Genomic DNA, 3,117 nt, shown 5'->3' on the forward strand with positions numbered 1-3,117 from the left:
GAGGATAACTCCTCTTCCTTCCTTTATGGATAAGCCCTCGACCTATTAGTATCAGTCAGCTCCATGCATTACTGCACTTCCACCTCTGACCTATCAACCTCGTCGTCTTCAAGGGGTCTTAATTCTTACGAATGGGATATCTCATCTTGAGGGGGGCTTCACGCTTAGATGCCTTCAGCGTTTATCCCGTCCCGACTTGGCTACCCTGCTATGCACTTGGTAGTGCAACAGGTACACCAGAGGTCAGTCCATCCCGGTCCTCTCGTACTAAGGACAGCTCCTCTCAAATATCCTACGCCCACGCCGGATAGGGACCGAACTGTCTCACGACGTTCTGAACCCAGCTCGCGTACCGCTTTAATGGGCGAACAGCCCAACCCTTGGGACCTACTACAGCCCCAGGATGCGATGAGCCGACATCGAGGTGCCAAACCACTCCGTCGATGTGAACTCTTGGGAGTGATAAGCCTGTTATCCCCAGGGTAGCTTTTATCCGTTGAGCGATGGCAATCCCACTTTATACCACCGGATCACTAAGTCCTACTTTCGTACCTGCTCCACCCGTCGGTGTCGCAGTCAAGCTCCCTTATGCCTTTGCACTCTGCGAATGGTTTCCGACCATTCTGAGGGAACCTTTGAGCGCCTCCGATACTCTTTCGGAGGCGACCGCCCCAGTCAAACTCCCCACCTGACATTGTCCACCAGCCGGATAACGGCTGCATGTTAGAAACCCAATACTGCAAGGGTGGTATCCCAAGGGCGACTCCACGCAAACTAGCGTTCACGTTTCCTAGTCTCCCACCTATCCTGTACATGCAATATCGAATCCCAGTATCAAGCTGGAGTAAAGCTCCATGGGGTCTTTCCGTCCTGGCGCAGGTAACCAGCATCTTCACTGGTACTTCAATTTCACCGGATGTATTGTCGAGACAGCGCCCAAATCATTACGCCTTTCGTGCGGGTCGGAACTTACCCGACAAGGAATTTCGCTACCTTAGGACCGTTATAGTTACGGCCGCCGTTTACTGGGGCTTAAGTTTAAAGCTTCGACTTGCGTCTAACCTCTCCCCTTAACCTTCCAGCACCGGGCAGGCGTCAGCCCATATACCTCACCTTACGGTTTCGCATAGACCTGTGTTTTTGCTAAACAGTTGCTTGGGCCAATTCTCTGCGGCCTCCCCTGAAGGAGGCACCCCTTATCCCTAAGTTACGGGGCCATTTTGCCGAGTTCCTTAACAATACTTCTTCCGTCGGCCTTAGGATTCTCTCCTCATCCACCTGTGTCGGTTTACGGTACGGGTACAATATACACAATAGCGGCTTTTCTTGACAGCCAGCTCACCTGCTTCGCTACTTATAATTTCGCTCCCATTCACGTCTTCAGATTGTGCACCGGATTTGCCTAATGCACTCCTACCTCGCTTAGACCGGTCTTTCCACTCCCGGCTCAGGCTCTCTGTCTGTGTCCCCACAGTTCTGATATATTGCAGTACAGGAATTTCAACCTGTTATCCATCGACTACGTCTTTCGACCTCGCCTTAGGTCCCGACTTACCCAGGGCAGATCAGCTTTACCCTGGAAACCTTAGATATTCGGCCGTGAGGATTCTCACCTCACTCTCGCTACTCATTCCGGCATTCTCTCTTCTTAACACTCCACTGCTCCTTACGGTACAGCTTCGTCGCAGTTAAGAATGCTCCTCTACCAATGTTTACACATTCCTCAGCTTCGGTGTAGTGTTTAGCCCCGGACATTTTCGGCGCAGGACCTCTCGACTAGTGAGCTATTACGCACTCTTTGAATGTATGGCTGCTTCTAAGCCAACATCCTAGTTGTCTTCGAAATCCCACATCCTTTTCCACTTAACACTCACTTTGGGACCTTAGCTGGAGGTCTGGGCTGTTTCCCTTTTGACTACCCAACTTATCTCGTGCAGTCTGACTCCCAATCATCATCTTAACGGCATTCGGAGTTTGATAATCTTCGGTAAGCTTTGACGCCCCCTAGGATATTCAGTGCTCTACCTCCGCAAGACTAAATTGAGGCTAGCCCTAAAGCTATTTCGAGGAGAACCAGCTATCTCCGGGTTCGATTGGAATTTCTCCGCTACCCACACCTCATCACCACCCTTTTCAACGGATGTGTGTTCGGACCTCCATTGCCTTTTACGGCAACTTCATCCTGGACATGGGTAGGTCACCCGGTTTCGGGTCTACTCACACTGACTATAACGCCCTATTAAGACTTGGTTTCCCTTCGGCTCCAGACCTTTAGTCCTTAACCTTGCCAGTAAGAGTAACTCGCCGGACCGTTCTACAAAAAGTACGCGGTTGAACTTTAAAGTTCTTCCACAGCTTGTAAACACAGGGTTTCAGGTTCTCTTTCACTCCCCTCCCGGGGTTCTTTTCACCTTTCCTTCACAGTACTATGCGCTATCGGTCACTAAGTAGTATTTAGCCTTGGGGGGTGGTCCCCCCGAATTCCCACAAGGTTCCACGTGTCTCGTGGTACTTCGGATTCCGCTCGCTCCCTTAAAATTTCGGCTACGGGGCTTTCACCCTCTATGGCCGGCTTTCCCAATGCCGTTCTCCTATCCGCCAGGTCACTTGTTGCGGTCCATAACCCCGGAATGCACGCATCCCGGTTTAGGCTCCTTCCATTTCGCTCGCCGCTACTTTGGAAATCGATGTTTCTTTCTTTTCCTCCGGCTACTTAGATGTTTCAGTTCACCGGGTTCCCTCTGCATGACTATGTATTCATCATGCAGTGACTGGAGTTATTCCAGACAGGTTTCCCCATTCAGACATCTGCGGATCATCGGATATTTGCTCCTTCCCGCAGCTTTTCGCAGCTTATCACGTCTTTCTTCGGCTCTTAGTGCCAAGGCATCCACCCTGCGCTCTTATTAGCTTAACCATTTCTCTGTTGTATAGCGTTACAACAGGGAAGGCTTGAGTTTTACTCTTCTAAATAAGATCGTCTCTTATTTTTCTGTGTTTTCTTTATCGCATCTTTCGATGCGCCTCGGATGTCTTGAAATTGGCATGAACATTTAATTCTTTGAATCTTTGTTCATTTATTTCTATTTCTCAGTATGTAGTTTTCAATGTACAATC

Annotated in this window: 1 rRNA gene; it reads right to left on the reverse strand. The window is 49.8% G+C overall.

From position 1 onward, the window contains the following. Nucleotides 1–25: 25 nt before the first annotated feature. Nucleotides 26–2,917, reverse strand: a 23S ribosomal RNA gene (locus H8S00_RS13670). Nucleotides 2,918–3,117: the final 200 nt, after the last annotated feature.

The organism is Eubacterium segne, from assembly GCF_014287775.1.
In the GTDB taxonomy this organism is placed as follows: domain Bacteria; phylum Bacillota; class Clostridia; order Lachnospirales; family Lachnospiraceae; genus Eubacterium_G; species Eubacterium_G segne.